This is a genomic window from Bradyrhizobium sp. 137 (genome assembly GCF_023074095.1).
GTDB lineage: Bacteria > Pseudomonadota > Alphaproteobacteria > Rhizobiales > Xanthobacteraceae > Bradyrhizobium.
Window position 1 is genome coordinate 192,774 of record NZ_JADPKU010000127.1, and the last position, 24,822, is coordinate 217,595.

At 62.9% G+C, this 24,822-nt stretch carries 23 protein-coding genes; 13 read left to right on the forward strand and 10 right to left on the reverse strand.

Features of this window, described 5'->3' with window-relative positions:
* The first annotated feature begins 161 nt into the window (after positions 1 to 161).
* Positions 162 to 2,402, forward strand: coding sequence for a DUF1522 domain-containing protein (locus IVA78_RS32000; protein ID WP_247449110.1), 2,241 nt, complete (start codon positions 162 to 164; stop codon positions 2,400 to 2,402).
* Positions 2,403 to 2,690: 288 nt separating this feature from the next.
* Entirely contained in the window at positions 2,691 to 3,059 is a 369-nt protein-coding gene (gene flaF, locus IVA78_RS32005; RefSeq protein ID WP_008554779.1) for a flagellar biosynthesis regulator FlaF, read from the forward strand.
* Positions 3,060 to 3,178: 119 nt separating this feature from the next.
* Here the strand turns inward: flaF and IVA78_RS32010 are convergent, their stop codons facing one another.
* The 4 genes from IVA78_RS32010 to IVA78_RS32025 all read right to left on the reverse strand — a co-directional run bounded on the left by IVA78_RS32010 (position 3,179) and on the right by IVA78_RS32025 (position 5,701).
* Positions 3,179 to 3,538, reverse strand: coding sequence for a hypothetical protein (locus IVA78_RS32010; protein WP_247334423.1), 360 nt, complete (start codon positions 3,536 to 3,538; stop codon positions 3,179 to 3,181).
* A 161-nt stretch (positions 3,539 to 3,699) separates the two neighbouring features.
* The gene (locus tag IVA78_RS32015) at positions 3,700 to 4,197 is read right to left on the reverse strand and encodes a hypothetical protein (protein ID WP_247300105.1); all 498 of its coding nucleotides are present in this window, start codon (positions 4,195 to 4,197) and stop codon (positions 3,700 to 3,702) included.
* An 11-nt stretch (positions 4,198 to 4,208) separates the two neighbouring features.
* Entirely contained in the window at positions 4,209 to 4,577 is a 369-nt protein-coding gene (gene flgJ, locus IVA78_RS32020) for a flagellar assembly peptidoglycan hydrolase FlgJ (protein WP_247421864.1), read from the reverse strand.
* Positions 4,577 to 5,701 (reverse strand): flagellar basal body P-ring protein FlgI, encoded by a 1,125-nt coding sequence (locus IVA78_RS32025; protein ID WP_247278668.1) that lies wholly within the window; start codon positions 5,699 to 5,701, stop codon positions 4,577 to 4,579. The genes flgJ and IVA78_RS32025 overlap by 1 nt, the downstream gene beginning before the upstream one ends.
* 286 nt (positions 5,702 to 5,987) lie before the next feature.
* Between IVA78_RS32025 and IVA78_RS32030 the strand changes: the two genes are divergently transcribed.
* On the forward strand, positions 5,988 to 6,401 hold the full coding sequence (locus IVA78_RS32030) for a flagellar assembly protein FliX (RefSeq protein WP_247421860.1): 414 nt from the start codon (positions 5,988 to 5,990) through the stop codon (positions 6,399 to 6,401).
* Between the two features lie 221 nt (positions 6,402 to 6,622).
* On the opposite strand, the gene IVA78_RS32035 is transcribed toward IVA78_RS32030, so the two are convergent.
* Positions 6,623 to 6,994, reverse strand: coding sequence for a helix-turn-helix domain-containing protein (locus tag IVA78_RS32035; RefSeq protein WP_247421857.1), 372 nt, complete (start codon positions 6,992 to 6,994; stop codon positions 6,623 to 6,625).
* A gap of 151 nt (positions 6,995 to 7,145) precedes the next feature.
* Here IVA78_RS32035 and IVA78_RS32040 point away from each other — a divergent pair, with 151 nt between their 5' ends.
* From IVA78_RS32040 to IVA78_RS32055, 4 genes are all read left to right on the forward strand, one after another.
* On the forward strand, positions 7,146 to 7,757 hold the full coding sequence (locus IVA78_RS32040) for an NAD(P)-dependent oxidoreductase (protein ID WP_247421854.1): 612 nt from the start codon (positions 7,146 to 7,148) through the stop codon (positions 7,755 to 7,757).
* 216 nt (positions 7,758 to 7,973) lie between these two features.
* Positions 7,974 to 8,339 carry an RNA polymerase-binding protein DksA gene (gene dksA, locus IVA78_RS32045; RefSeq protein WP_085966600.1) on the forward strand — a complete coding sequence of 122 codons (366 nt, stop codon included), beginning with the start codon at positions 7,974 to 7,976 and terminating at the stop codon, positions 8,337 to 8,339.
* A gap of 259 nt (positions 8,340 to 8,598) precedes the next feature.
* A complete protein-coding gene (locus IVA78_RS32050; protein WP_247449109.1) occupies positions 8,599 to 9,408 on the forward strand; it encodes a phytanoyl-CoA dioxygenase in 810 nt (269 codons plus the stop codon).
* Between the two features lie 430 nt (positions 9,409 to 9,838).
* Positions 9,839 to 10,618: a fumarylacetoacetate hydrolase family protein gene (locus tag IVA78_RS32055; RefSeq protein WP_247421849.1), complete on the forward strand. Its 780-nt coding sequence runs from the start codon at positions 9,839 to 9,841 to the stop codon at positions 10,616 to 10,618.
* 339 nt (positions 10,619 to 10,957) lie between these two features.
* Here IVA78_RS32055 and flgH read toward each other — a convergent pair whose 3' ends face one another.
* Genes flgH through flgF form a run of 4 tightly spaced genes read right to left on the reverse strand, consistent with a single transcriptional unit; the run spans position 10,958 to position 14,434 of the window.
* Complete coding sequence (flgH, locus tag IVA78_RS32060; protein ID WP_247300082.1) at positions 10,958 to 11,722, reverse strand: flagellar basal body L-ring protein FlgH; 765 nt, start codon at positions 11,720 to 11,722, stop codon at positions 10,958 to 10,960.
* A gap of 4 nt (positions 11,723 to 11,726) precedes the next feature.
* The gene (gene flgA / locus IVA78_RS32065; RefSeq protein ID WP_247469412.1) at positions 11,727 to 12,857 is read right to left on the reverse strand and encodes a flagellar basal body P-ring formation chaperone FlgA; all 1,131 of its coding nucleotides are present in this window, start codon (positions 12,855 to 12,857) and stop codon (positions 11,727 to 11,729) included.
* 10 nt (positions 12,858 to 12,867) lie between these two features.
* Positions 12,868 to 13,656 carry a flagellar basal-body rod protein FlgG gene (gene flgG / locus IVA78_RS32070; protein WP_247278072.1) on the reverse strand — a complete coding sequence of 263 codons (789 nt, stop codon included), beginning with the start codon at positions 13,654 to 13,656 and terminating at the stop codon, positions 12,868 to 12,870.
* 16 nt (positions 13,657 to 13,672) lie between these two features.
* Positions 13,673 to 14,434, reverse strand: a complete 762-nt coding sequence (flgF, locus tag IVA78_RS32075; RefSeq protein WP_247421844.1) for a flagellar basal-body rod protein FlgF — start codon at positions 14,432 to 14,434, stop codon at positions 13,673 to 13,675.
* A 377-nt stretch (positions 14,435 to 14,811) separates the two neighbouring features.
* Between flgF and fliL the strand changes: the two genes are divergently transcribed.
* From fliL to IVA78_RS32095, 4 genes are read left to right on the forward strand one after another with little or no spacing between them, the layout of a single operon-like run.
* Positions 14,812 to 15,312 carry a flagellar basal body-associated protein FliL gene (fliL, locus tag IVA78_RS32080; RefSeq protein WP_247278070.1) on the forward strand — a complete coding sequence of 167 codons (501 nt, stop codon included), beginning with the start codon at positions 14,812 to 14,814 and terminating at the stop codon, positions 15,310 to 15,312.
* Positions 15,313 to 15,330: 18 nt separating this feature from the next.
* The gene (gene fliM, locus IVA78_RS32085; protein WP_247278069.1) at positions 15,331 to 16,533 is read left to right on the forward strand and encodes a flagellar motor switch protein FliM; all 1,203 of its coding nucleotides are present in this window, start codon (positions 15,331 to 15,333) and stop codon (positions 16,531 to 16,533) included.
* Positions 16,530 to 16,976 carry a DUF6468 domain-containing protein gene (locus IVA78_RS32090; RefSeq protein ID WP_247421842.1) on the forward strand — a complete coding sequence of 149 codons (447 nt, stop codon included), beginning with the start codon at positions 16,530 to 16,532 and terminating at the stop codon, positions 16,974 to 16,976. The genes fliM and IVA78_RS32090 overlap by 4 nt, the downstream gene beginning before the upstream one ends.
* 10 nt (positions 16,977 to 16,986) lie before the next feature.
* On the forward strand, positions 16,987 to 17,748 hold the full coding sequence (locus IVA78_RS32095) for a flagellar protein FlbB (protein ID WP_247421840.1): 762 nt from the start codon (positions 16,987 to 16,989) through the stop codon (positions 17,746 to 17,748).
* A gap of 812 nt (positions 17,749 to 18,560) precedes the next feature.
* On the opposite strand, the gene IVA78_RS32100 is transcribed toward IVA78_RS32095, so the two are convergent.
* Positions 18,561 to 22,715 (reverse strand): VCBS domain-containing protein, encoded by a 4,155-nt coding sequence (locus IVA78_RS32100; RefSeq protein ID WP_247469414.1) that lies wholly within the window; start codon positions 22,713 to 22,715, stop codon positions 18,561 to 18,563.
* Between the two features lie 382 nt (positions 22,716 to 23,097).
* Here IVA78_RS32100 and IVA78_RS32105 point away from each other — a divergent pair, with 382 nt between their 5' ends.
* Complete coding sequence (locus tag IVA78_RS32105; protein ID WP_247278064.1) at positions 23,098 to 23,733, forward strand: FecR family protein; 636 nt, start codon at positions 23,098 to 23,100, stop codon at positions 23,731 to 23,733.
* 126 nt (positions 23,734 to 23,859) lie between these two features.
* On the forward strand, positions 23,860 to 24,705 hold the full coding sequence (locus tag IVA78_RS32110) for a tetratricopeptide repeat protein (protein ID WP_346015467.1): 846 nt from the start codon (positions 23,860 to 23,862) through the stop codon (positions 24,703 to 24,705).
* Positions 24,706 to 24,822: the final 117 nt, after the last annotated feature.

Consider the following 24,822-nt stretch of genomic DNA (forward strand, 5'->3'; position numbering starts at 1 on the left):
TTTTTGCGTCCGGAGGCGGGCAGGGGCGTTCACCCGCTATTAACCCTATCGCTTAAACCGGCGTTAACCATACTTTAAAGGACACCTCCTAAAACTGGACAGAAGCCCGCTTTCGAGACCGCGCGGCCGATTCGTACCCGGTTCAAGAGGAAGACTCGCCAATGTCCAACATCGTTCTCTCGGCGTCAGTTCGCCAGAACCTGTTGTCGCTGCAGTCGACGGCCGACCTGCTGTCCACGACGCAGCAGCGCCTTTCGACCGGGAAAAAGGTCAACACCGCGCTCGACAACCCGACCAACTTCTTCACGGCACAGGGGTTGGACAATAGGGCGAGCGATATCAGCAATCTCCTCGACGGCATCAACAACGGTGTGCAGGTGTTGCAGGCCGCCAACACCGGCATCACCTCGCTGCAGAAGCTGATCGACAGCGCCAAGTCGATCGCCAACCAGGCGCTCCAGACCACGGTCGGCTACTCGACCAAGTCGAACATCTCGACCACGATCCCTGGCGCGACGCCGGCTGATCTGCGCGGCACCACGAGCTATACATACGCAACGGCAACCGGCAATGTGGTCACCAACGGTACCGCTGGCGGTACGACACCGGCGACCACCACGACCACGCTCGGCGGCATCTCGCAGTCGCTGGTCGGCTCGGCTGCTCCTGATGGTGCCGGCACCGCGGCCAGCCTGGCTGCGGGTCTGACGCTGCTCGGCACGCCCAGCGCGAGCACTATCGCGACGAACGGTGCTCCGTCTGATGGTGATGTGCTCGTCGTGGACGGCAAGACCATCACATTCAGGGCCGGCGCTGCGCCCGCGGTGGCCAACGTTCCTGCCGGCTCCGGCAAGAACAACAACGTCGTCACGGACGGCAATGGCAACTCGACTGTCTATCTCGGAACAAACGCCGCTCCGGCCGCAACCGTCCAGGACGTGATGGATGCGATCGACCTTGCAAGTGGCGTGCAAAAGGCTGCCATCACGGGCGGCACCGCGACGCTGTCGAGCTCGTCCGGCGCCAACGCCTCCATCACCTCTGGTGTTCTCACCCTCACCACTGGTACCGGCGCCGACCTCAGCATCACCGGCAAGGCCGACTTCCTCAAGGCGCTCGGTCTGACAACCGCGACCGGGTCCGGCAATGTCAATGTGACCAAGGCGCGCCTGACGACTTCGGCGACGCTCGGCACTCTCGTTCAGGACGGCTCCACGCTCAATGTGGATGGCAAGACGGTCACGTTCAAGAATGCGGCCGCTCCTGCTGCCGCGCCGACAGGCTCCACCAAGATCGGCAACATCGTGACGGACAACAACGGCAACTCCGTCGTGTATCTCCAGGGCGGAAACGTTCAGGATTCGTTGAACGCGATCGATCTGGCTTCGGGGGCCGGCATCGTCAGCAGCGGCGCCGTGGTTGCGGCGAGCGGTTCGTCGCTGTCCTCGGTCGTGAATGGCGCTCTCAAGCTCAGCACCGGCACCACGGCGGATCTGTCGATCACTGGAACCGGCAACGCGCTGTCCTCGTTCGGTCTGACCGGTCCCACCGGCACCGGCACGGCCTTCACCGCGGGACGCGCGCCGGGAGTAGGCAGCATCTCGGGCAAGACCCTGACATTTACCTCCTTCAACGGCGGCACGGCGGTCAACGTCACCTTCGGCGACGGCACCAACGGCACCGTCAAGACACTCGATCAGCTGAACTCGCAGCTTCAGGCGAATCACCTCACGGCGACAATCGACGCCAACGGCGTGCTCACGATCACCACCGTGAACGAATACGCGTCTTCGACGCTCGGCTCGGTGGCGGCCGGCGGCGTCGTCGGTGGTACGATCACCGGTACGGTTGCCTTTACGACGGCCCAGCCGCCGATCCAGGATCCGGTCGCGCAGACGGCGCGCTCGAACCTGGTCAACCAGTTCAACAACATCCTGGCCCAGATCGACACGACGTCGCAGGACGCCTCCTTCAACGGCGTCAACCTGCTCAACGGCGACACGCTGAAGCTGATCTTCAATGAGACCGGCAGCTCGACGCTCGGCATCAATGGCGTGGTGTTCAACGCGGCGGGCCTCGGCCTGTCCAATCTCGTCAACGGCGTCGATTTCATCGACAACGGCGCCACCAACAGGGTGCTCGCGAGCCTCAATGCGGCCTCGAGCACGTTACGCTCGGAAGGCTCTGCTCTCGGCTCCAACCTCTCGATCGTGCAGGTGCGTCAGGACTTCTCCAAGAACCTGATCAACGTGCTCCAGACCGGCTCGTCGAACCTGACGCTCGCCGATACCAACGAGGAAGCGGCCAACAGCCAGGCGCTGTCGACCCGGCAGTCGATCGCAGTCTCCGCGCTATCGCTGGCCAACCAGTCCCAGCAGAGCGTGCTCCAGCTGCTCCGCTAATTTCACGATGCAAGATACTGAATTGAACATCACGGCGGGGCTCACGCTCCGCCGTTTTTATGGAGATCGCTAAGGCAGGATTAGCCGAGATTGATGCGCGTCGTGCGAGGCGTGTTTACAGCATGCGTGCGCGCATCTAGCCTTGCGGTGACGAAGGACTCCGCGACCGTAATAATCCGGAGTCCTTCCACTCGTCACGTAAGCAAAATCTTAAGCGGTGCTGCCTAGGGTCGGGAAAGAAATCCTTAAGCGCGTTCAACGCGCTAGGTAACCTCCAGGGTGTGATTGATGTCGAATTCCGCTGCCTCGGCCTACGCGCGTGTTGCAACGACCACTGCATCTCCTCGCGACATCGAGGCTCAAACCCTGCTCAAGGCCGCGAACAAGCTTCAGGATGCGGTGAACAACGCCGATCCGCTCAGCGAGCAGACCATGCAGGCCCTGATGTTCAACCGCAAGCTCTGGACCATCTTCTTGAGCGAGGCGATGCGCGACAACAATCCGCAACCGATCGACGTCCGGCAGAAGATCGCCAACATCAGCGTCTTCGTGCTGAGCCAGACCGCCGCGCTGCAGATGAGCCCGCAGTTCGATCACTTCCGTCCGCTGATCGAGATCAACCGCAATATCGCAGCTGGTCTGTCCGGAAGGCCGTGACAGCAAGCCGTCTGCGTCATGGTCGAGCATTCTGTCGAGTGCGGGCCAAGGTCACGCCGACAGATGCGGCAAGCCAGACCTATTTCGATATTGCCGTTACGCCGCTCGACGCTTGATCGTCAGGCGCTGCGGTCGGTGCTGAGCGGGCGCGAGGGTTCGGACTTCAGATCCAGCGCATGGAAATAGGCCCGCCGGCGCAGCATCGCTTCGTCGGGGAACTGGTTGACCACCGCATCGGTCTTGTCGTTGACGACCTGGAAGACGAAGGATGCGGCCGCCTGGTCGAACACGACCTGGCGCGAGACGTTCTCGTGGTTTGGCGGATCATTGCGCACGGGCGCGCCCGTATCGCTGGCGGCGACCGTCTGCCGCACCGGAAGATCAGTTTGCACAGCCTCGTTCGCCGCCGCGTTGGACGTCGGTACGATCTGCACGGGGGCCGGGATCCCCACCGGCCGGATGCTGAAATCTGTACTCATTGGCAGCCTCCTGGTTGCCTAGTATTGAGTCAAATCCCAACCCCTCTCATTGCGCAAGCATGGAACACCAGGACTGAAGACCGGGTAAGCAAACGTGCCTAACCGCGCGACGACATCGCCGCGCGGTTTTTCGTAAAATTGTCTCTTGTTCTTGCGGGCGCTCAGAGCGAGCGGCTGACCGCGAGCGGCGTGATGTGGCGCGGGCCAGGGGCCGCGCGACGACCCGCAGCCGTATAGGTGTTCGGCACGTTGCGCTTCTGGATCTCGGCATTGACGCCGCGCACAACGCTCTCGGACACCGCGTGTGCGGTGGCGAGCACGGTGAGGTTGACCTGAAGCATGGCGCGGAACGCATCGTGGTGGCGATGCAACGTCGAGAGCAACTCGGGCGCGGATTTGGCGAGCTGGGCCTGGTTCGCTTTCAGCTGGCTGACGGCGCCAACATAGTTGCGCGACAACTCTTGCTTCTTGCCCTCGAGCGTCATCGCCTCGCGGACGTTGCCGGCGCGGACGAGCTCGGTCTCGCGCTCGATCAGTCCGAGCAGGGCGCTCATAGCATCCATCAGGTTCTCGCCGATCTTACGTGCCTCGGCGCTGCCATGCACAGGGTTTGGGCGCTGCGCTTGCATCGGCTGACGTGAGGCGTGGGAATGGTTCATCTCGGTTGACCTTATGCCGTGCGGATCGTTTTCGCCTGCTGCATGATCAGGGTGCGGTAGACTTCGGTGGCAACACCGACGCCGCCGGCACTGGCGAAGTTCTTCGAATATTGCTCCGTCAGCATCGAGCGCCACACCCCGGTTCCAGGCGTGTCGCCGAATGGGCCTTCGCCCTTCAGGCCGGAGGTCATTTGCGAGAACATGCTGTTGAGGAACATCGCCTCGAAATCGGTGGCGGTCTTCTGCGCCTTGGCCTGCTGTTGCGGCGAGACCTTTTGCAAGGCACTCGCGAGCTCGAAATCCGGCCGGCCGTTGCGGCTCTCGACCGAGAAGGCCGAAGCGTTGGCGACGCGCGGGGTGTTGATTGCGCCGGTCTGCATCACATCACCTCGATGTCGGCTTCGATCGCGCCGGCGGCCTTGATCGCCTGGAGGATGCTGATCATGTCGCGGGGACCGATGCCGAGGCCATTGAGGCCGTCGACGAGTTGCTGGAGCGATACGCCGTCCTTGACGACGGCCAGTTTCTTCCCGTCCTCGGTGACGGTGACGCTGCTGCGCGGCGCAACCACGGTCCGCCCGCGCGACAACGGGTTGGGTTGGCTCACCTGGGGACTCTCGGAGATCGTCACGGTGAGGTTGCCCTGCGCCACCGCAACCGTGGCGACGCGGACGTCGCGGCCCATCACGATGATCCCGCTGCGCTCGTCGATGACGATCTTGGCGGCGAGATCGGGATCGACCTGGAGCTGCTCGATCTCGGTGAGAAAGGCGACGACGTTGCCCTTGAACTCCGGTGGTATCGACAGCTGCACCGTCGAGGGGTCGATCGGCTCGGCGGTCTTGACGCCGAGATAGTCGTTGACGGCGGCCGCGATGCGTTTGGCGGTGGTGAAGTCGGCGTTGCGCAGCGCCAAGCGGACGTTCGGCAGGCGATTGAGCGCGAACTCGATCTCGCGCTCGATGATGGCGCCGTTGGCAATGCGCCCGACGGTCGGCACGCCGCGCACGATTTTCGCCGCTTCGCCCTCGGCCTGGAAGCCGGAGATCGCGAGCGAGCCCTGCGCGACCGCATAGACGTTGCCGTCGGCGCCGAGCAGGGGGGTGACGAGCAGGGTGCCGCCCTGGAGGTTCTTGGCGTCGCCGAGCGCGGAGACAGTGACGTCCATGCGCGTGCCCTGGGTGGCGAACGCCGGCAAATTGCCCGTCACCATCACAGCGGCGACGTTGCCGGTGCGGATGGTGGCGCCGCGGATGTTGACGCCCATGCGCTCGAGCATCGCCTGCAGCGATTGCTTGGTGAAGGGGATGTTATTGAGCGTGTCGCCGGTGCCGTTGAGGCCGACGACGAGGCCGTAGCCGATGAGCTGGTTCTGCCGCACGCCCTCGATATTGGCGAGGTCCTTGATGCGCGATGTCGCGCTTGCAGGCGTGACCGAGAGCGCCAGCGCCGACAGCGCGGCACAGGCCACCCCAACAATCCTCACCCAACGAACGCCTGGCATCCTCTGCTCCCCAAAGGTCCCCCCCAAAAAGGGCTCCTCAAATCAAAGGACCGTCTGCGACACTCCCATGACGAGCTGGTCCGGCGCTTTCCTTGCGAGCGCCGTGCCAAGCGAGGGCAGCAGGGTAGATGGCTGAATAGGTTGAGTAAATCTGTTCCGACCGGTGTCAGCCGGCGTTCGCCCTGAGGAGCGAAACTGCCGCCTGTCGGCAGATTTTGCCGAGCCGTTTACGCGCCGTTAACCATAAAACGGCGAAGGTGAGGCATCGACCACCCGGATTGCTGCGATGCGCATCTACGGACCGAACGGCACCACGCTTGGAACGACGGCCAGCCAGGCCCGGCGGACGGGTTCCGGCACCTTTGTCCTGCCCGACACCTCGTCGGCGCAGGAGACGCGGAGCGCTGCCGCGCCGAAAGCCGCCGGGAACATCGATGCGTTGCTCGCACTGCAAGGCGTCGAAGAAGATCCGGTCGCGCGCCGCAAGCGCTCGGTCGCCCGCGGCAAGACTGCGCTCGACGTGCTTGACGATCTCAAGATGGGGCTCCTCTCCGGCAATCTCGACGCCTCGACCGTGATGCGGCTGCGCGACGCGGCGGCGAACCTGAAGTCGTCGTCGGGCGATCCCGGACTTGATTCCGTGCTCTCGGAGATCGAGCTGCGCGTGGAGGTCGAACTGGCGAAGGCCGGCCGGGCGTAAGACAGGCAGGCTGTCATCGCCCGCGTAGGCGGGCGATCCAGTATTCCAGAGACAGACGTTGTTGATTCAAGAAGCCGCGGCGGACTGGATGGCCCGGTCCCGTCTCCGCCAACGCTACGCCGGGGCCACAAGAGTACTCGGCCCGCCGGAGCTTAGCGAAGGCGGCAAGCCGGGGCATGACAGCGGAGGTTGGGGTGCAGAGCGCGCTCCTGCGAGAGCGCCTACGCCGCTTCCTCCTTCTGTTGTGCGTCGTAGCGGCGCTGGGCAGCGAGCACGTCCTTCAAATTCTGCTCGGCCCAATCGCGCAGGGGATCGACCGCCGCCGCCAGCGTCAGCCCGAGCTGCGTGATCGAATATTCCACCGTGACAGGCACCGTCGCGATGGCGCGGCGCCTGATCAGGCCGTCGCGTTCGAGCGATTTGAGAACCTGACTCAGCATCTTCTGTGAAATGCCTTCGATCGTGCGGCGCAACTGATTGAAACGCATCGGCTGCTCGCGCAGCAGCAAGAGGATCAGCACCGCCCATTTGTCGCCGACGCGATCGAGGATCTGGCGCGTCGGACAGTTCGCTGCATAGACGTCTGGCTTCATCGTCGAGTCCTCGGATTCCATCCTAGTGCTTTGCGAATATGCTCGCCGGTTACTCCAGCGTTATCAGGTAAGCACGAAGTGCTCTCTTAACACCAGCATTCTTTGCGATATCAAGTTACTACTAGGTACTAGAGAAGCAAAGGAGCCTTCCATGAAAATCGCAGTTGCCGGCGCCTCGGGCCGGGCCGGGTCGGAAATCACCAGAGAATTGTCTCGTCGCGGCCATAGCGTCACCGCCATTGCTCGCAACCCCGAAAAGATCGCCGCCCTGCCGAACGTCACGCCCACCAGGGGCGACGTGCGCGATCAGGCCGGCCTTGCCAAGCTGTGGGATGGGCACGACGTCGCCGTGAGTTCCGTGCACTTCCTGGCCAGCGACCCGCTCCGGCTGATCGGCGCTGCGAAGGACTCCAAGGTTGGCCGCTACCTCGTTGTCGGTGGCGCCGGCAGCCTGGAAGTGGCGCCGGGCGTGAAACTGGTGACGACTCCCAACTTTCCCGCCCAGTACAAGGCGGAGGCGGAAAAGGGCGGGGCCTTCCTGGACCTGTTGCGGCAGGAAAAGGACCTGAACTGGACCTTCATCTCGCCGTCGGCGCTGTTCGTCGAGGGCGAGCGGACGGGCAAGTTCCGGCTCGGGAGCGACCAGCTTCTCGCAGATGCGAACGGAAAGAGCTGGATCACCTTCGCCGACTACGCCATTGCGCTCGCCGACGAGATCGAGCGGCCGGCCCATCCGAGGCAGCGTTTCACGGTCGGCTACTGAGCTGTCAGCCGCCCCCGGGCCTTTGCGGATAAACCTTCCTGTGCAAGGGCTTGGGGGCGGCGACCGAGGCGGCAGGGAAATATTGTCTGTCACAGGAGGCCGCTATATAACGCCCCGCTCGACGGACCCCGTTCCGTTTGCGAGTCGTTGCTTAGACAGATAGGCCGCCCTTTGGAAAAGTTGAAAAACTACCGTCCGACCGACAAAGAGCCTTTCATGAACGACCGGCAGAAGGAGTACTTTCGTCTGAAGCTCCTCGCCTGGAAGGATGAGATCCTCAAAGAGTCCAAGCTCACCCTGCAAGCCCTGCAGGAGGAGAACGTGAACCACCCCGATCTCGCCGATCGGGCTTCGTCTGAAACCGACCGTGCCATCGAACTTCGCGCCCGCGACCGCCAGCGCAAGTTGATCGCGAAGATCGACGCCGCGCTTCAGCGCATCGAGGACAACACCTACGGCTATTGCGAGGAAACCGGCGAGCCGATCTCGTTGAAGCGGCTCGAGGCCCGGCCCATCGCGACGCTCTCGGTGGAGGCGCAGGAGCGCCACGAGAAGCGCGAGAAGGTCTATCGCGACGAATAGAGCCCGAGCCGCAGAGTTGCGGCTCTTTGTTTTTGGAGGCAGGGCGTCGCTTGAACGCCGCTGGTTTGGCGCGTAGATCGCGCCGCTATGATGATTCGCACTCTCAATATCGCTTGGGCTGATCCCGCTTCCAGCCGGAAGCGCTGATCGACCGCGCAGGCTGCCGCCTGGCCTGACTCCAGTGAACCGAAATGAGCCGGCCAGGCTCCGCATGACGCGGGCCCAAGGATGGCTGGCGATAGCTTGAGAGACAATAATCATGAGCGATCGAGATGACGCGCTTGCCCTTGAGCCTGCGCAAATCCAGGAATTCATTGAACAGGGCTTTGTCCGGATCGACAACGCCTTTCCCCGCGCACTCGCCGAGCAAGCACGAGCCATCCTGTGGCGCGATCTACCGTGCAGCGAACACGATCCGTCGACCTGGACGCGCCCTGTGATCCGGCTGTCCGGCTATGGCGGTCCGCCATTTCGAGAGATCGCCAACATGCCGGTGCTGCATCGCGCGTTCGACCAGCTGGTCGGCGCCGGCCGTTGGCGGGCGCGCAAGGATATCGGCGGCACCTTTGCGGTGCGCTTCCCACATCCGGACGATCCCGGCGATGCTGGCTGGCACATCGACCTCAGCTTTCCCGGCGAGGACTGCGACCCCAACGAGCGGCACGACTATTCGGCGTGGCGAGCCAATATTGTCTCGCGCGGCCGCGCGCTGCTGATGTTGTTCCTGTTCTCCGATGTTGGCGAGCACGACGCGCCGACGCGGATCAGGAGCGGCTCGCACATGCCGATGGCGCGCTATCTCGCGCCGGCGGGAGAGGCGGGTCGTGCGCGGATGGTGCTGGATGACATGGGGGCCGATTGCGAGATCGCCCTTGCGACGGGCGAGGCGGGCACGGTCTATCTGTGCCATCCTTTCCTGGTGCACGCTGCGCAAAAGCACCGCGGACGGACACCACGCTTCATGGCACAGCCCGACCTTCCTCCGGCCGAGCCCTATCGGCTGGACCGTGTAGACCATGACTACTCGCCGGTCGAAATTGCGATCCGGATCGCGCTCGGCTACGCCTGAGGCGAGCAGCTTCGCTTGGCCTGTCGTGGTGCTGGTTCAGGCACCACGACAAGGCGCCCGTCTCATGATCGCGAAATATGAATCAGGATCAATGAGGTAGCGTCGATTCCTGCAAGCTCACATGAGTTCACATGAGAAACAACATTCACTTCAGCTGCGGGGAGGGTTTTGCGAGTCGCATCAACGAGATCGACCGGCAACTTGATGCGCCGCCGCAGCGGCTTCACGCATCGCTGCAATCCGAGCCTCGGTGCTGCGTGGGGCGAGTGGGCCTGGCGCGCGGCTCCATAAGGCCCGAACCAACTCAATATTTTCTTAAGCGGCGGGAGCCCCCGTAATCGGCTCGGCCCAGCGCCGAGCAGCGCTTGTCAGGCGCGGGCGGGAATGCTGAACTGAGCCGCAATGTTGCGTAGCGTGGGAGGCGGCGCCGATGGACAGGATTCTCGAAGCCGCAAAGGCGATCGCGCAGGCGCGCCGCAACCATGCGCCGCTCGCGGCGCTGAAGCGCCCCCCCACGGACGAAGCCGAGGGTTATCAGGTCCAGCGCGCGCTGCACGATCTCCTGCTGCCTCATGTCGGGCCGCTCGTCGGCTACAAAATCGGTTGCACCAGCCAGGTGATGCAGGATTACATCGGTATCCCGCACCCTTGCGGCGGCGGCGTGTTCCAGAACGGCGTCCATGACAGCGGCGCCAAGCTCGCCGCGTCCAACTATGTCCGCGTCGGCGTCGAATGCGAGATCGCGGTGCGGCTGAAGCGCGACCTTGCCGCCGGCGAGGCGCCGTTCACGGCCGAATGGGTCGGCGAGGCCGTCGACGCCTACCATCCCGCGATCGAGATCGTCGACGATCGCTACGTGAAGTGGGAGACGATGGGGGCGCCGACGCTGATCGCCGACGATTTCTTCGCCGCGGGCTGCGTGCTGGGGCCCCTGGTTCCGCGCTCGTCGGTGCCGGATCTGAACGCGGTGAAGGGGGGGGCCATCGTCAACGGCGAGGAGGTGAGCCAAGGCACCGGCGCCGACGTGCTCGGTCATCCCCACAACGCACTCGCCTGGCTCGCCAACCATCTCGCCGCCGAAGGCAAGAGCCTGCATGCGGGACAGCTCGTGCTCACCGGCAGCCTGGTGAAGACGCTCTGGCTGAAGGCCGGCGACAAGGTGCGCATGGAGCTGGACGGATTGGGGACGGTGGAGGCGGAGTTTACGTGAGGGGGCTACGGCATTCTATGCTGTCATTCCGCGCGAAGGCGGCGAATCCAGTAAGCCGCGCCGCATCGATTTAGCAACGGGCGCCTTGGAGTACTGGATCGTTCGTCCGCCTTCGCGGACGATGACAGGGGGGGAGAGTAGATAGCGCCCGGCAAGCTCGTCATTGCGACGGTGTTTGAGGCAGCGACGTCGTTTCTATGGCGCGACCTGACTCACAGCCCGCTAGCATCCACCTCCAAAATACATGCGGCCTCCGGCAGGGGAGCTACCGGAGGCCGCGTCGTACATCGTCGTTCGCGCCTAGGTTCGCGAACACGATGTGGGAGCTCTTAAAGAAGCTTAGAAGGGCAGCAGCACGTCCATGACCTGCTGGCCATAGCGCGGCTGTTGCACGTCCATGATCTGGCCGCGGCCGCCATAGGCGATGCGGGCCTGTGCGATCTTGCTGGAATCGATGGTGTTGTCGCTCTGGATGTCTTCGGGGCGAACGATGCCGGCGACCACGAGCTCGCGGATCTCGTAGTTGACGCGGATTTCCTGCTTGCCCTCGACCACGAGGTTGCCGTTCGGCAGCACTTGCGTGACCACCGCGGCGACGTTGGTCTGCAACGCTTCCTGGCGGTTGACCGAGCCCTTGCCGTCGGCCGAGGATGTCGAGTCAGTGGTGAGAAGACGTCCGGGGAGAACCTTGAGCGGCTGCGTGACTGTCTGGCTGCCGATGAAGTCCGTAATTCCAGAGTCTTCTTTGCTGGTGCGGCTGCGCTGGGTCTCGTTGGAGAGGTTGGCCTTGTCGGTGATGTTCACGGTCACCGTCAGGAGGTCGCCGACCTGGCGGGCGCGCTGGTCCTTGAAGAAAGCGCGGCTGCCGTTGCGCCACAGCGAGTTTGGATTGTAGGAGGCGACTTCCGGCTTCGGCATCGGCATCTGCACCGGCTTGTAGCCGGGCTGCGTCGTCGGATTGTCGATCGCCGACAATTTCGGTTGCTCGCCGATCTGCGACAGGCGGTCGATCGAGGAGCAGCCGGTTGCGAGGGCGCAAGTCGCCAGCAGCAGGGCAGAGATCGCGATGCGACGAAGGTGGAAAGCCGAACTGAACGGAGACATGAACTTACTCTGACTTGGCTGGAGCTTGCGAGACGCGAACTTGCGCGATCTGGGCTTGTGCGATCTGGGCCGGAGACACAGGGGCTTGGACCAGACTTTGGGCGAGGGCTGCGGCCGCCGGCACGTCGTCACGCTTGATCGACGAGGTCTGCTCGATCGCGGGCGTCATCGGTGCGGACTGGCTGGCGCCCTGGACGGTGACCTGGCCGCGGCCGGTGACGGTTCCGGTCAGCGTACGCTTGGATTGCAAATTGAGCACGCTGACGGTGTCCCCCTCGGCGCCGCTCTCGATCGCCTTGCCGCGCGTGGTGAGGTGGAGGCCGGGCACCTGGTAGATGATGGTCACGGTCTGATCGCGCACCACGAAGTCGGGCTTGACGATGTCGGCGACGTGGATCGGCATGCCGGCGCGCATCGGCCGGCGCAGCTGCATCCCGACGGTGCGATCGCGCGAGGCGGGCTCGCCGGTGACCTCGGCCTTCGGCCGGCGCTCCAGCGCGACGTCCGAAGATTTCAGGAGCTCGGTGCGGTCGATGTCGCGCGTCAGCACGGCCACTTCCACCGTCTCGATCGCGGTGCCGGTGAAGCGCAGCTTGGTCGGCGTCGGATTGTTGTCGTTGTTGATCTCGAAGGCGACGTCGAAACGGCCGCTGCGGGCGTCATAGCGGGTTGCAACCGGCTGGAGCGCGCCGGTGTTGGAGGCATCCAACCGCATGTCGGAGATGCCGCGGTCGAACGTGACGGTGATGTTGGCGGCTTCCCCGAGGCCGAAGCGGCGCTCGAGCGCGGAGGCGACTGCGGTTTCGAGGTCCTTGCTGGCGAGCGTGCGGGCGAGCCGGGTGACCTGGACCTCTTTGATGTCGCCGGTCATGATGCCGATCACCTGTTTTGCGCGGAGCACCGACAACACCTGCGCGACCGGCAGTGCGCCGGTGGTGCCGAGATCGGGCGAGCGGTAGACGGGGATCAGCGCGGCAGATCCTGCGTTGTCGATGAGATCGCCGACCCGCACCACGTCCGAGGTCACGGTGACGCTCGCGCGCAGCGTCGGCGCTGCGATGAAATCGTCGGCCGCCGCTGCCGGCAGTGCCAGCGCGAGCAGAGCGAAGATCGTGGCGAGGGTGGTCCGGATCATGGTCATCACCTCAGCGGAACAGCGCCGTCGTCGATTGCATCATCTGGTCGGCGGCGCTGATCACCTTGGCGTTCATTTCGTAGGCGCGCTGGGCCGCGATCAGGTCGCTCATTTCCGAGACGACGTCGACATTGGCCTGCTCGAGGCTGCCTTGCGTGATATTGCCGTAACCTTCGGCCGTCGCGGTGCCGTCCTGCGGCGGGCCGGAGGAGGGTGTCTCGGTGAACTGATTGCTGCCGACGGGCTGGAGGCCGGCCTTATTGATAAAGCGAGTTAGGCCGATCTGGCCGAGGATGGTCGAGGTCGACGAGCCCGGCAGGGTCACCGAGACCTGGCCCTGGACGTTGACGGTCAGGCCCGAGGCGTTGTTCGGGATCGTGATCGTCGGCTGCACCGGGTTGCCCTGTGCGGTGACAATGCGGCCCTGATTGTCCATCTGGAAGGTGCCGTCGCGGGTGTACTGGTAGGTGCCGTCGGGCATCAGGATCTTGAAGAAGCCGTCGCCCGAGACCGCGAGGTCGAGATCGTTACCGGTCTGCGACAGCGTGCCTTGCGTCATGCTGCGCGGCGTGCCGACGGTCTTGACGCCGCCGCCGATGTCGACGCCCACCGGCAGGATGGTGCCCTGGTCGGATGACTGCGCGCCGACGCGGCGGACGTGCTCGTAGATCAGGTCCTGAAACGCCGCGGTCTGCTTCTTGAAGCCGGTGGTGCGGAGGTTCGCGATGTTGTTGGAGATCACCTGAACGTTGAGTTCCTGTGCCGCCATTCCGGTCGCTGCGGTGTGAAGCGCCTGCATGTCAGTTCTCCTTCAATCAGGCCGGAACGTCGGCGAGCTTTTCGATCGCCGATTTGTGGAGGTCGCTCTGCTGCTGGAGCAGGCTGGCGATGGCGGTGTAGCTGCGCATGACTTCGACCATGCGGCTCATCTCGCCGACCGCATTGACGTTCGACTTCTCGACGTAGCCCTGGCGCACGCTGGATTTGGTGTCGGCCTGCTGGACGGCGGAGCCGATGTCATAGAGGTTGGCGCCGAGCTTGGTCAGCTTGGCCGGATCGTCGAACGAGGCCATGCGGATCTTGCCGCGGATGGAGTCGGTCTTCGCCGTGCCCTCGAGCACGGTGACGGTGCCGTCGGGTGCAACGTTGATGTCGTGGTCGGTCGGCTGGAAGGTGATCGGGCCGGCGGTGCTCAGCACGAGGTTGCCGTCGGAGGTGACGAGCTGGCCGGTGCTGTTGAGCGAGAACTTGCCGTCGCGGGTGTAACGCTCGCCGCCATTGGCCTGCACCGCGAAATAGGCGTTGCCGTCGATCGCCATGTCGAGCGGGTTGTTGGTCGGCTCCATCGGCCCCTGGCCGACGTCGCGAAAGGTGCCGCGGTCCTGCACATAGGAGACCCGGCGGTCGGAGCCGAGGAAATTGTCCTCACGCGCGTTCGAGTTGAGGTACTCCTCGAACAGCGAATGGTCGGCCTTGAAGCCGTTGGTATTGGCATTGGCGACATTGTTGGCGATGACATCCATCTGCCGTTCCAACGTCATCTGCCGTGACAAGCCGATCAGAAGCGCGTTCTGCATCGGAATTCTCCCCTGAGTGAGATCTGCCACCTCGCTCTCCCAAGCGCCTTGGCGGACCCCGTGAACGAGACCGTCTGGTTCTCCCAAACCGTCGGGTCTCGGCCCTTTCTCAGCGAAAGCCGTGCCAACTCTAAAAGTCGTGTAATTTAAAGCACTTGATGAAATTTGAGGGGTGCGGGAGGGCGGCAGAAAGGTTCTGTTAGCCATGTTTGCCCGGCAGATTTTTCCTAGCGGAGGCCCAATCGAAAGGTTCCGTTAACCATTATTACCGTAGCGTTTGCCATGAAGAGGAGCGCATCGCGCTGGGGCATTTGTATCGCGTCACTGTCTGAGGCTTCGCTCTTTCGACCCCTTTGAGAGATCCGGGCGCGGCGATCATGGCAGAGAATGAAGCGGAAGGCGGCGCAGCCGCTGACGGCGCGGAAGCCGCTCCGCCGAAGAACAAGCTCAAGCTTATCATCATGGCCGTCGGCCTGCTCGCCGTCCTCGGCGGCGGTGCTGCGACGTGGTTCTTCTTCTTCCGTCATGGCGACGACGAGCACCATGCCGAGGCGGCGCCGCCGCCGAAGCCGCCGGCTTTCGTCGACGTTCCCGACATGATGGTCAACCTCGCCGGCGCGCCCGGCGAGCGCGTGCAATATCTGCGGTTGAAGATCGTGCTGGAGCTGAAGGAAGAAAAGCAGATCGAGGCGATCAAGCCGACGATGCCGCGCGTCACCGACATCTTCCAGACCTATGTGCGCGAACTTCGCCCCTCCGACCTCAACGGCTCCGCCGGCATCTTCCGCCTCAAGGAGGAACTGACCAAGCGCGTCAACGCGGCGGTCGCCCCGATCCAGGTCAGCGCGGTGCTGTTCAAGGAAGTCGTGGTGCAGTGAGGGGAATGAGCTAGCGCCATGGCCGGCACCGAGCAGATGGACCAGGATGCGATTGCCGCCCAATGGGAGGCCTCGCTCGATTCGGAGGATCCGGCGGAGGCCGCCAAGGCTGCCGCCGAGAACGAACTTTCCGAGACCATGGCCCTGCAATGGGCGGCGATGGTCGAGGACGGCAGCCGCGATCTCGGCAGCGGCAAGAATTCCGGCGAGCGGGTGCTGTCGCAGGAGGAGATCGACAATCTCCTCGGCTTCACCGTCGGCGATGTCACGCTCGACGACCACTCCGGCATTCGTGCGATCATCGATTCGGCGATGGTCTCCTACGAGCGTCTGCCGATGCTCGAAATCGTCTTCGACCGTTTGGTGCGGCTGTTGACGACGAGCTTGCGCAATTTCACCTCCGACAACGTCGAAGTCTCGCTCGATCGCATCACCTCGGTGCGCTTCGGCGACTACATGAACTCGATCCCGCTGCCGGCCGTGCTCTCGGTGTTCAAGGCCGAGGAGTGGGAAAACTTCGGCATGGCGACGGTCGATTCCAACCTGATCTACTCGATGATCGACGTGCTGCTCGGCGGCCGCCGCGGCACCAGCCAGCTCCGCATCGAGGGGCGGCCCTATACCACGATCGAGACCGAGCTGGTCAAGCGGCTGGTCGAGGTGGTGCTGGCCGATGCCGAGCAGGCGTTCCGGCCGCTCTCCCCAGTGACCTTCACGATCGACCGGCTCGAGACCAATCCGCGATTCGCCGCGATCAGCCGTCCCGCCAACGCCGCGATCCTGGTGCGCCTGCGCATCGACATGGAAGACCGCGGCGGCAACATCGAGCTGTTGCTGCCTTACGCGACCATTGAACCGATCCGGGGCGTCCTGCTCCAGATGTTCATGGGCGAAAAGTTCGGCCGCGACCCGGTCTGGGAGGGGCATTTCGCAACCGAGATCGTGCAGGCCGAGATCGCCGTCGACGCCGTGCTCTACGAGGCCGACATTCCGCTCAAGCAGCTGATGCGGCTCAAGGTCGGCGACACGCTGCCGCTCGAGATGCGCGCGGATGCCAACGTGTCGGTGCGCTGCGGCAGCGTCACCCTGACCGAAGGACGGATGGGCCGGGTCGGCGACCGGGTCGCGATCCGGGTGACGAAACCCCTGCGCAAGCCAAGTACGACACTTGCGATGTTCGAGAAGGTTGACGAGCAGAACAAGATGATAGAGGCCCCATGAACCACTCCCTGGGAATGGCGATCGAGTCGCTGGTGGCTATCCTGCTGATGCTGACGATCGTCTATTGTGTCATGCTCAACAAGCGGCTGACGCGGCTGAAGGCGGACGAGCATTCGCTGAAGGCGGTAATCGGCGAGCTGATCACCGCGACTGAAATCGCCGAGCGCGCGATCGGCGGACTGAAGCTCGCCGTGCGCGACGTTAACGAGAACCTCGGCAGCCAGCTCGCGGCAGCGACGCAAATGTCTGACCAGCTCCACAAGCAGCTCGGCGAGGCCGACAACGTGGTGCGGCGCCTGTCCAAGATCGCGACCGCCGCGCGTCCCGTCACCAATCCGGAAACGGTTGCCGTCCCCGCGGCCAAGCCTACGACGGCGAAGGCGGTCGCGGCGGCGGCTGAAGCTTTCTCCGAGCGCCGGCGATCCAACGGCCTTGCCGCATGAAGTCAGGGGTATGAAGTCCTTTCGTAACATCCGCGTCATCCCCGTCGTTCTGGTGGCCGTCGCAGGTCTCGCCACGCTGAAGGTCGCGGGCCTCGCGATCAATGGCGGCTATGTGTTCGACTACAATCCGAACCAAGCCAAGAAATCCTGGGCGCAGGAGAATCTGAACTTCCCAACCGGTCGCGAGGATCCTGACATCACCGGATCGACTCATGGCGCGCCCAAGGAGGCGCCGAAGCCGGCTGCTCCCGAAAGCAAGCCCGAAGGCACCGTGATCAAGATGGACGAGGCCCAGCCGCAGGTCTCGGCCGCCGAGCGCGCGATCCTCGAGCGATTGCAGGCGCGCCGCCAGGAGATCGAGGCCCGCCAGCGCGAGATCGACATTCGCGAGAGCCTGCTGAAGTCGGCCGAGAAGCGCATCGAGAACAAGGTCGAGGAGATGAAGGCGGTGGAGACCCGCATCTCCGCAACCCAGGCCGAGCAGAAGGCGGCCGAAGCCCAGCGCATGAAGGGCCTCGTCACCATGTATGAGGGCATGAAGCCGAAGGATGCCGCGCGGGTGTTCGACCGGCTCGAGATGGGCGTGCTGATCGAGATCGCCTCGGCCATCGCGCCGCGCAAGATGTCGGACATCCTCGGACTGATGTCGCCCGAGGCGGCCGAGCGGCTCACCGTCGAGATGGCCCGGCGGGCCAATGGCGGCGGAGATCAGTCCGCCTCGGCCGGCGATCTGCCCAAGATCGACGGCAAGCCGACGCAAAAGCCGAATTGAGGGCGCGAGGCGAAGCGTGCTTTGGCAACCTGCGTTCGCGCGGTTGTCCGACTGCAGCCCAGCGAGACGCCCTTGCTTGGTTAGTTTGCAAGCGCCTGTTGCACCCTGCGAACAGGCGGGCGCAACTGCTTCTCAACGCGAGGAAGAGTATTGAGCTGCTGCTTGATCAGCGCGGCCTTCGTGACGCGAGTCACGAGCTGCAGCGTGCTATGACAACAGGAGCATTCATATACTTTCAGGGCATATCCTCTGGCAATCGGAACGATCGCTACGACCGCTCTTGCCCTGCTACACACAATGCAACCGGCTTCTCCGCTCATTGATTACCCCCAAAGCTAACCAATCGATTCGCATCGCCGAGATCACATCTGATTCAGAGTCGCGTGCGAAGCGCAACGCCTCCAAGGTTGTGAGTGCGCGCGCTCAGCAACTCATCAATGCAGCACATCAACCTCCCGTCGCGGGTGCAGCTGCCGCACGCGGCATCTTCTGAGACTGCGGTGAGTTGACGCGCGCGGGTGTGAAGCAGCGGACAGTGGCACTCGAGGGATCGTCGTAGGCTTGGGCCATTCGCAATCAGCAGCGCGGGAGGAGGAGGCCATGAACTACTCGTCCGCAGCAGAACGCGTAATTGAGGCCGTCAACCGGGTCCTCATAGCGGCGATGACGTCCGCCTGGATATCGGCGCTAAGCCATCAGCATGCAGCGCCGCCCGAAGGAGTCGACGGCAACGATGATGAATCTTCTCTCGATCAACAGAACTCCTCCGCGCCGGATGGCACCGGAAACAGCACTGAAGACGCAGTTGGGCGTCACACGATCAGATCGTGCAGCACGTGGCCGTGAGCTGTACCTGCCCGGTCAGTTGGATCAATATTTGGCGGGGACAGTTCAGGCATAGCCACCAGCTCGGATCCGTGGGCCCCTCCAGCGTGGTCGTGATGATCGGCCGGGTTAGAAAGATCATCGAGCTCTGCGTTGGGCAGTGACCGCCGGCCGTGTGAAGTGTCATCCTTGAATTCGAATGATTCGCCGAGCTGCTGGGGATCGGCAGGCGCTGACCCAGACGGTGCATGGTGCGGATCATGCTCCTCGTCGGCCGCTTTACTTGAGGGCGAATGATTGACGCCGCCAGCCGATTTCAGCAGGCTCGGGTTGGGCGTCGTGTCTGCGCCGTCATGGCCGGTGTGGCCGTGAGCAAGAGCGGCATTGTCAGCGTTTTCCGACCTCGCGGCGCCATGATTCCCGGCAACGCTCCCCAGCGCAAGCCCGGCGTGCTGTTCAGCGGGGTTGTGGGCCATGTCCAGTGCTGCAAGAGCAACATCAGGCATGTGGGCACTTCCGGCGAGCTCGCCATTCTTGCCAATGATAGTCTCCGTGTCGGCCACATCGATCTGATCGAAGATAAAAGTGACCTCCGTCGGTGCGGCCATGTGGTGCAAGATCGTAGACAGTCCGCTGGCTGAGGGAGCTAATGCGTCATTGCGGGGCGGTTCGGTCAGGTGCGTTTGCACGTCGTCTGAACTGGAGAGGCTGGAATATTCGGTCGGTCCGATCTGGTCCCAGCTCCAATTCAGGCTGTAGGTCGCCTCACTTGAGGGGATCGTGGAACTCCCATTGGCGGATAGCGTGCCGTCGCCGCTCCCGGAATCGGACGAGACCTCGGAAGTGGCTATCATCGTCGCGTCACTCTGCGCGGTTGCGCTGAGGTCGAGCGGTTCGCTGGCAGCCGCCATCACAGGTGCCGCAGCTGGCGCCAAGAGGAAGTCCGACGCGTCGATGGTTGCAATCCCCTGCAAATGGATTTCGAGCAGACCGGAATCGCCGATGTGCAGGGTCTGGTCCGTTGGATTGACGTACACGATGGTTTCATTCGCCGCGCTGTCATAGAGCCAGGCGATCGTATGTGCCGGCACGGCCGTGCTGGTTGAGCTCAAGGCCAAGATGACGAACCCAAGCGCGCCAAGAGCGGTCAAGTCGATCTTGTCGGACCCCGATGCGAAATCGGTGATGGTGTCGAACTGGCTTGCGTTGGAATCGGCTACGAACAAATAAGCGAAACGGTCGTTCCCATTGCTGCCGGTGAGTTGGTCCGCACCAAATCCACCAGTTATGGTGTCGCCGCCGTTGTTGCCGTTGATTGTATCGTTGCCCGAGCCCCCGTAGATGGCGTCATCCCCGTCGTTACCTTTGATCGTGTCATTGCCGGAGCCGCTATAGAGAACGTCCGCTTTGCCGGTGCCATTGACGGTATCATTGCCGGCCCCCGCGTAGATGATCTGACCTGTGTCGCCGCCGCCCGCGATGGTTTCGGGCCCCGGCGTCCCATACACGTTGGGTGGATCGGAGATCACGACAGATCCGGTGGCCAGATAATCAAAGTCATTCGGGTCTGCGTCACTGGCGCCATGGATGGCGACGGTCACCGCCTGCCTGGTACCGTCGATGGCAGTTACGGTGAAAGTGTCGGTCAACGGGTCGCCGACCTCGAGCGCCTGAACCACGCTGTTGTTGTTGTCGAGGGTGTAAGTCCATACGCCGGCCGCCGTCATGGTGAACGTGCCATATCCATCGTCGCTCGCAGCAGGCGAGGAGACTGCGGTGAACGTGTTCGGCGCGTTGTCGACGTCTGTATCGGTGAGCGTGCCGGTCGCGATCGGAATGCCGGGTGAGAAAGTTCCTGCCTCGGTCACTGAGCCGGTCGTGGTGCCGGAAATGATAGCCGCGTCGTTGCTGCCCTGAATAGTGATCGTCACCACCTGCGGCGTGCCGTCGAGGGTTGTGACAGAGAAACTGTCGGTGAGCGCGCCGCCGACATTGAGCGCCTGCACCGCGCCGTTGGCGTTGTCGAGCGTATAGGTCCACACGCCGGCGGCGGTTATCGTAAAGGTGCCATACCCATTCGTGCTTGCCTTGGGCGAACTCACAGCTGTGAAGGTATTGGACGTATTGTCGACGTCGATCGCAACGAGCGTGCCTGTTGCGCTCGGCGTGCCGGGTGTCGCGTTGGAAGCGCCTCCGGCCTCGGTCACCGAGCCGGCGGTGTTGCCGGAAATGACGGCAGCATCGTTGCTGCCGTGAATGGTGATCGTCACTACTTGGGCGGATCCGTCCAGCGTGGTCACGGTGAACGTGTCGGTCAGTGTCTGGCCGGCATTGAGCGCCTGCACCGCGCTGTTAGTGTTGTCGAGCGTGTAGGTCCACACGCCCGCTGCCGTCATGGTGAAGTTGCCGTAGCCGGCTGCGCTCGCTGTTGGCGAGCCGATTGCCGTGAAAGCATTTGCGGTCGTGTCGACATCGGTGTCGATGAGCGTGCCGGTCGCGGTGGGCGTGCCGGGATTTGCATTGGCGATGCCGCCAGCCTCGATCACTGCGCCGGTCGTCGTGCCGGAAATGACCGCCGCGTCACTGGCTCCGTGGATGGTGATCGTCACTACCTGGGCGGTGCCTCCGATCGTGGTCACCGTAAAGCTGTCGGTCAGCGTCTCGCCGGCATTGAGCGCTTGCACAGCGACGTTGGCGTTGTCCAAGGTGTAGACCCACACGCCGGCCGCCGTCATCGTGAAAGTGCCATAGCCGCCGGCGCTCGTCGTTGGCGAGCTCACGGCCGTGAACGTATTGGGCGGATCGTCGACGTCGGTATCGGAAAGGGTGCCGGTCGCAATCGGCGTGCCGGGCGTTCCATTCGCGATACCGCCAGCCTCGATGATCGAACCGGTCGTGGTGCCGGAGATCACTGCAGCGTCGTTGACACCGTTAATGGTGACCGTGAACGTCTGATTGACCGAGGTGAATCCATCAGAGACCGTGATAACGAAACCGTCAGTCGTGGGCGCCTTCAGCGCGTTGATCGCAGCGTCGTTAGGCACGAACGTATAGGCGCCGCTTGTGCTGTTGACGTAGAGTATCCCGTAGGGGCTTGTCTTCGACAGATCGTACGTCACCCCATCCAGGACCGTATGAGCGGCGTTCGCCCCGATGACACCGAAAGTCAGCTGGCCGCCGCCGTTGGTGCTACTGGCACTGAAAGTTCCTGTTGTCGCAGTGAATGTGTCAAACACCACCGTGTCGCGTTCAGCTGGCCCAGCCCCGGTGCTGAGCGTCGGCGGTAGACGTCCCACAGGCTCCAGAATGGCGAAGGGCAACACAATCGGCAAAGTCTGCAGCTCCGGCGTATCAGGCGGAACGAAGTTGATCGGCTGCAGCGGCTGGGATTTGACGAACGGAGGGGTGCTCGAGCCATGCGGCCCTTGCCCTTGTGTGAGATTGGCGAGCACATCCTGTTGCGCGGCGCGCAACTCGTCCATGCGAGCGGCGGTGTTCGCGACTTGATTGACGCTGATGGTGGATCCCACCTTCTTGAGGACGATCGTCTCGCCCGGATCCTCGACGATGATGTGGCGCGGGATCGGTTCCTTGGTCACGAGCTCAAATGCACCGTGCGCGAGGTCCTTGTAAGTGATGGAATCGTCATCCAAGAATGTGACATCTGGATCCGCGGCCTCGGCATTTTGCGCGGTCGAGAAAGTCAATGCCGCAAGCGTCAGCATCCCGAAGCCGCCCGCGTGGCTCCGGGCGCGAATGGCTGCGATGGGGGTATTCAGCTGGAATGACCCGGTTTCTACTAGCCGGCCTGGTACGAAACTGAAGCTCCCTCGGGTCACGTCGAACAAGGCTGCAGGTGACATGCCTTCGACGTCGAAGGCGAACTCGCTCAGCACTACGCGAGTGCCGCAGGCGATGTTGAAGAAAGTACCGTCGAGGAAGCCAATTGTGATCTGTCCGTCGGCATCGGTCTCCAGCACGTCGCCCCGGTAGACAAGCGCACCAGCTACCGCCTGTGTGGCGATGCCGGTCGCTCGCGTAAGCGTACCGCAACCGATCACTTTATGAATATGGCCGATGATTTCGACGGGCAGGGCCACGGCGGCCCCGTTACCAACCTCGATGCCGGATGCAACTAACATCGTTCGACCTCGCCTGGGTGATCGATTCAGGCTCGGCGTGCTGCCATGGTCTTCTCAGGGCGACCCTCGCCAAGGGACAGATATCCCAGGCGCTGGCAGCCGAGGCTCGCCCGCCGAAATAATCAAATCCGCTCTAGAGAGAGACGCATTCTCGGGGACGGCGATGCCGTACTGTCATTCCCGACATGCCCCTCCCGCCAAAGTGATTGCATTGACAAACGATTTAAATAGGTGGCGCTTTCGCAATATTGGATATAAATTAAGTCAATTAAACTAATTAAACAACAATTATATTTGTTGTGCTGCGTTCGCGGCTTCAATGCGCCGCCGATGCCGACCGACAAGATCTTCTCAGAAAGGGGGGATCATGTGCAAACCTACGATGGTCGCTTTGGCAACCGGCCTTGTTTTGGCGCTTGCCAATTTCTTGCCGAGTGCGGCTCGAGGGCAAATCGATTCCGCCAAGCCCGCCCTTGCTACCTCGTCATCGAAACCGATTGGGAAGGTGGTGGTGGCCACAGGCTGGGTCACCATCGAGCATGCGAGCGCAGTGGTCGTTCAGGCGAATGTCTCGAGTGAGCCCGGCCGGGCCAACACCGGTGATCCTGTATATCTCGGTGATGTGGTGCTGACCGGGGCCGATGGCCGAGTGGGAATCAACTTCACCGACGGCAGCTCGTTCAATCTATCGAGCAACGCCCGTATGGTGTTGGATCATTATGTGTATGAGCCGGCCGGCAATTCCAATGCAACCCTGTTCAATCTCGCCAGGGGCACGTTCACGTTCGTTGCTGGCAGTGTCGCAAAGACCGGCGACATGAAGGTCGAGACTCCCGTCGCCACGCTGGGAATCCGAGGCACGACGCCGCATATCGAGATTTCGGATGATGGGTCGGTCAAGTTTTCGACCCTGATCGAAGAGGGCAAAAGTAAGCTCCTGAAGAAGCCGGCGACATCCGCGGCGCCGGAGCCTGATCGAAGCAGCAATCGCAGGCTCAACATCTGTCGGGGATGCTGAGAACTTTGCTTGGCCCGAAGCCGCGGTAATGCGCGCGCAGCGCCGGCCGGGCAGAGAGATCAGGATTAGCGCTTCGCTCGCTGTCGGAGTCGGACGCCTGGTGTGGAAATGACCGCAAGAGCCAGTTTGATCAAGGCCGTGATGCTCATTGTTATCCTTGTGCTGTCCGGTTCGTCGGGCTGGGCGCAGAAGCCGAAGAAGGGCAGCTCCCTGAAGAATGTTGAACTGTGTAACGGCTCAGACCGCGTGTCGCCCGAAGCTCGGATCGATGGTTGCACGGCCTTTATCGATGCCGGCGATGGGACGGCGAACGGCTTCGCTGTCGCCCACAACAACAGGGGCAATGCCTACAGCGCCAAAAACAACTATGAACGCGCGATCAAGGATTTCGTTGAAGCGACCAGGCTTAACCCGAATTATCCGAAAGCCTTCAACAACCTCGGCGTGGCCTATCTAAGAACGGGCGCGTACGACCTGGCCCTTGGCGCTTTTGAGGAGGCGCTCAAGCTCAACCCGAACTATGCCGCTGCTTTTGCCAACCGTGCGGCGGCCTACCTGAAGAGGAATGCGTACGACCGTGCAGCGCAGGACTATGACGAGGCAATTCGCCTCGATCCGAATCTCGAGGCGATGTGGAGCGGACGCTGTTGGGCCCGGGCCGTCCTCGGGGCTTTGCAGGCTGCGCTGGAAGACTGCAACAGAGCGCTTCTATTCGAAGCAAACAACGCCGCAACATACGATTCGCGAGCTCTGATAAACCTGAAAATGGGGCAACTCTCCGCGGCTATCGATGATTACAACTCGGCGCTGCGGTTCATGCCCAAGCTTGCGAGCGCGCTCTACGGCCGCGGGGTTGCCAGACTCAAGCTCGGCGACAGAGCTGGCGGCGATAGCGATATTTCGGCGGCAAGAAGAATCGACGCTGGAATCCGCGAGGACTTTGCCCGCTATGGAGTGCCCTCGAACGATTGACTGGTGGCGGCAGCGCAGTTGGGCAGGTGTGAACAATTCCTTAACCGCCTGCGTCTCAAATCCAAAGCTGGCGGACCGCCCACGCTCGATTTGACGAGGCGTGCTCTCTCCACAGCA

What these genes read in the sequence shown, in the direction of transcription:
- IVA78_RS32000 (WP_247449110.1), top strand. Translation starts at nt 162, where the DNA reads ATGTCCAACATCGTTCTCTCGGCGTCAGTTCGCCAGAACCTGTTGTCG.
- flaF (WP_008554779.1), top strand. Translation starts at nt 2,691, where the DNA reads ATGTCGAATTCCGCTGCCTCGGCCTACGCGCGTGTTGCAACGACCACT.
- IVA78_RS32010 (WP_247334423.1), bottom strand. Translation starts at nt 3,538, where the DNA reads ATGAGTACAGATTTCAGCATCCGGCCGGTGGGGATCCCGGCCCCCGTG.
- IVA78_RS32015 (WP_247300105.1), bottom strand. Translation starts at nt 4,197, where the DNA reads ATGAACCATTCCCACGCCTCACGTCAGCCGATGCAAGCGCAGCGCCCA.
- flgJ (WP_247421864.1), bottom strand. Translation starts at nt 4,577, where the DNA reads ATGCAGACCGGCGCAATCAACACCCCGCGCGTCGCCAACGCTTCGGCC.
- IVA78_RS32025 (WP_247278668.1), bottom strand. Translation starts at nt 5,701, where the DNA reads ATGCCAGGCGTTCGTTGGGTGAGGATTGTTGGGGTGGCCTGTGCCGCG.
- IVA78_RS32030 (WP_247421860.1), top strand. Translation starts at nt 5,988, where the DNA reads ATGCGCATCTACGGACCGAACGGCACCACGCTTGGAACGACGGCCAGC.
- IVA78_RS32035 (WP_247421857.1), bottom strand. Translation starts at nt 6,994, where the DNA reads ATGAAGCCAGACGTCTATGCAGCGAACTGTCCGACGCGCCAGATCCTC.
- IVA78_RS32040 (WP_247421854.1), top strand. Translation starts at nt 7,146, where the DNA reads ATGAAAATCGCAGTTGCCGGCGCCTCGGGCCGGGCCGGGTCGGAAATC.
- dksA (WP_085966600.1), top strand. Translation starts at nt 7,974, where the DNA reads ATGAACGACCGGCAGAAGGAGTACTTTCGTCTGAAGCTCCTCGCCTGG.
- IVA78_RS32050 (WP_247449109.1), top strand. Translation starts at nt 8,599, where the DNA reads ATGAGCGATCGAGATGACGCGCTTGCCCTTGAGCCTGCGCAAATCCAG.
- IVA78_RS32055 (WP_247421849.1), top strand. Translation starts at nt 9,839, where the DNA reads ATGGACAGGATTCTCGAAGCCGCAAAGGCGATCGCGCAGGCGCGCCGC.
- flgH (WP_247300082.1), bottom strand. Translation starts at nt 11,722, where the DNA reads ATGTCTCCGTTCAGTTCGGCTTTCCACCTTCGTCGCATCGCGATCTCT.
- flgA (WP_247469412.1), bottom strand. Translation starts at nt 12,857, where the DNA reads ATGATCCGGACCACCCTCGCCACGATCTTCGCTCTGCTCGCGCTGGCA.
- flgG (WP_247278072.1), bottom strand. Translation starts at nt 13,656, where the DNA reads ATGCAGGCGCTTCACACCGCAGCGACCGGAATGGCGGCACAGGAACTC.
- flgF (WP_247421844.1), bottom strand. Translation starts at nt 14,434, where the DNA reads ATGCAGAACGCGCTTCTGATCGGCTTGTCACGGCAGATGACGTTGGAA.
- fliL (WP_247278070.1), top strand. Translation starts at nt 14,812, where the DNA reads ATGGCAGAGAATGAAGCGGAAGGCGGCGCAGCCGCTGACGGCGCGGAA.
- fliM (WP_247278069.1), top strand. Translation starts at nt 15,331, where the DNA reads ATGGCCGGCACCGAGCAGATGGACCAGGATGCGATTGCCGCCCAATGG.
- IVA78_RS32090 (WP_247421842.1), top strand. Translation starts at nt 16,530, where the DNA reads ATGAACCACTCCCTGGGAATGGCGATCGAGTCGCTGGTGGCTATCCTG.
- IVA78_RS32095 (WP_247421840.1), top strand. Translation starts at nt 16,987, where the DNA reads ATGAAGTCCTTTCGTAACATCCGCGTCATCCCCGTCGTTCTGGTGGCC.
- IVA78_RS32100 (WP_247469414.1), bottom strand. Translation starts at nt 22,715, where the DNA reads ATGTTAGTTGCATCCGGCATCGAGGTTGGTAACGGGGCCGCCGTGGCC.
- IVA78_RS32105 (WP_247278064.1), top strand. Translation starts at nt 23,098, where the DNA reads ATGGTCGCTTTGGCAACCGGCCTTGTTTTGGCGCTTGCCAATTTCTTG.